Annotated in this window: 3 protein-coding genes; all 3 read left to right on the top strand. The window is 34.0% G+C overall.

Annotated features, from left to right (window positions below):
- Positions 1-168: 168 nt before the first annotated feature.
- The 3 genes from MICAI_RS24235 (at position 169) to MICAI_RS27960 (ending at position 1447) form a co-directional block, all read left to right on the top strand.
- Positions 169-474, top strand: coding sequence for a DUF4277 domain-containing protein (locus MICAI_RS24235; RefSeq protein ID WP_008204946.1), 306 nt, complete (start codon positions 169-171; stop codon positions 472-474).
- Positions 475-565: 91 nt separating this feature from the next.
- A complete protein-coding gene (locus MICAI_RS24240; protein WP_008204948.1) occupies positions 566-841 on the top strand; it encodes a hypothetical protein in 276 nt (91 codons plus the stop codon).
- A 288-nt stretch (positions 842-1129) separates the two neighbouring features.
- Complete coding sequence (locus MICAI_RS27960; RefSeq protein ID WP_008204950.1) at positions 1130-1447, top strand: hypothetical protein; 318 nt, start codon at positions 1130-1132, stop codon at positions 1445-1447.
- The last annotated feature ends 107 nt before the right edge of the window (positions 1448-1554 follow it).

A 1554-nucleotide genomic window follows, 5' to 3' on the forward strand; every position in this document is an offset into this window, starting at 1 on the left:
ATTCCGCAGGTTGAAAAACACAAAGGGAAGGACAGAGAAAGTTGAGCAAACCACTAAGTATAAATACTCGGAAAGCTCTTGAGATAGCTAAGTATAAATATTCAAACACCTGAGACGAAAAAGATGAGATAATAATTAAAGTGAACCGCTCATACCTAGAGAAAAAAAATGAACCAGGAAATCAAGGTAAAAAACTTAGATCACTTAGGGATAGTTGCGGGAATTATTGATGAATTAGGAATCGAAGATTTAGTCAATGAAGCATTAGGAATAGACAAGAGAGAGAAAATTAGTGCTGGCACAATCGTGAAAGCCATCATCCTAAATGGTTTGGGATTTGTTAGTAAACCTTTATATTTGTTTCCCAAGTTTTTTGAAGATAAACCGATAGAACACTTATTAGGAAAAGGAATAAAATCCGAAGAGATAAATGACGATAAAATCGGCAGAGTTATGGATTATCTACATAAATAGGGTCTAGAAAAAACTTGGACAAGTTTAGCGATAAATACGACCAATAAGTACGAAATAAATACTAAATACAGTCATCTAGATTCGAGCTTCGGTGTCCGTTCATGGAGAATACAAGCTCAAAGAAGAAGAGGAAGAAAATCAGCAAGAAAACTCAGAAAATGTTATCGAAATTACTTATGGATATTCGCAAGATGAAAGACCTGACTTAAAACAGTTTATGCTAGATCTGATGGTAAGTAGTGATGGGGATGTTCCTTTGCTAATGAGAACAGGTTCAGGGAACGAGTCGGACAAAAATATTTTTCCGTTAATCATAAAAGCTTATCAAAAAAAACCTGAATCTGGAGACAATATAGGTAGCAGATAGTGCCTTATACACCGCCAAAAATCTTCAGATTTTAGGAGAAATAAAATGGTTAACCAGAGTACTTTTTAGCTTAAAAAAGGCGAAAGAAATTGTAGAAAAAGCTAAGGAAGCTGAGTTTCATTTAAGTCAAAAAAAAGGCTATAAATACCAAGAAAAGCCAGTAAATTATCACGGAATTAGGCAAAGATGGCTTATCGTAGAGAGTGCAGCTAGAAAAGATTCAAACTTGGAAAAATTGTCTGACAAGTTAAGGAAGGAGAAGGAAAAAATTGAAAAACAATTAAAGAATTGGCAGCAGAGAACAAGCCTAACCTGACTGAATTGAAACTCGAAGTGAAGAAATTTAATAAAACTTTAAAATATCATGAGTTAGGAGAATTAGAATATCAAGAAATCCTCAATAACAAGAAGGAGAAAGTCTATAGCTGTCAAGGAGTAATTGAAAAAAAGCTGAAATTATTAAAGCCGAAACAGAAAGAGCAGGAAGATTTATTATCGCCACTAATGTTCTCGACAAGGAAAACCTATCGGCGGAAGAAATGCTTGATGAATATAAAGCACAACAATCTTGTAAACGAGGATTTAGATTCATTAAAGACCCCTTAGTTCTAGCAGATAGTGTCTTTGTGAAAAACCCAAAAAGGATAGAAACAATCGGTTTTTTTAATGGGAATATGCTTATTAGTATATAGTCTGGGACAAAGAATGTTAAG

This window comes from Microcystis sp. T1-4, from assembly GCF_000297435.1.
Taxonomy (GTDB): Bacteria; Cyanobacteriota; Cyanobacteriia; order Cyanobacteriales; family Microcystaceae; genus Microcystis.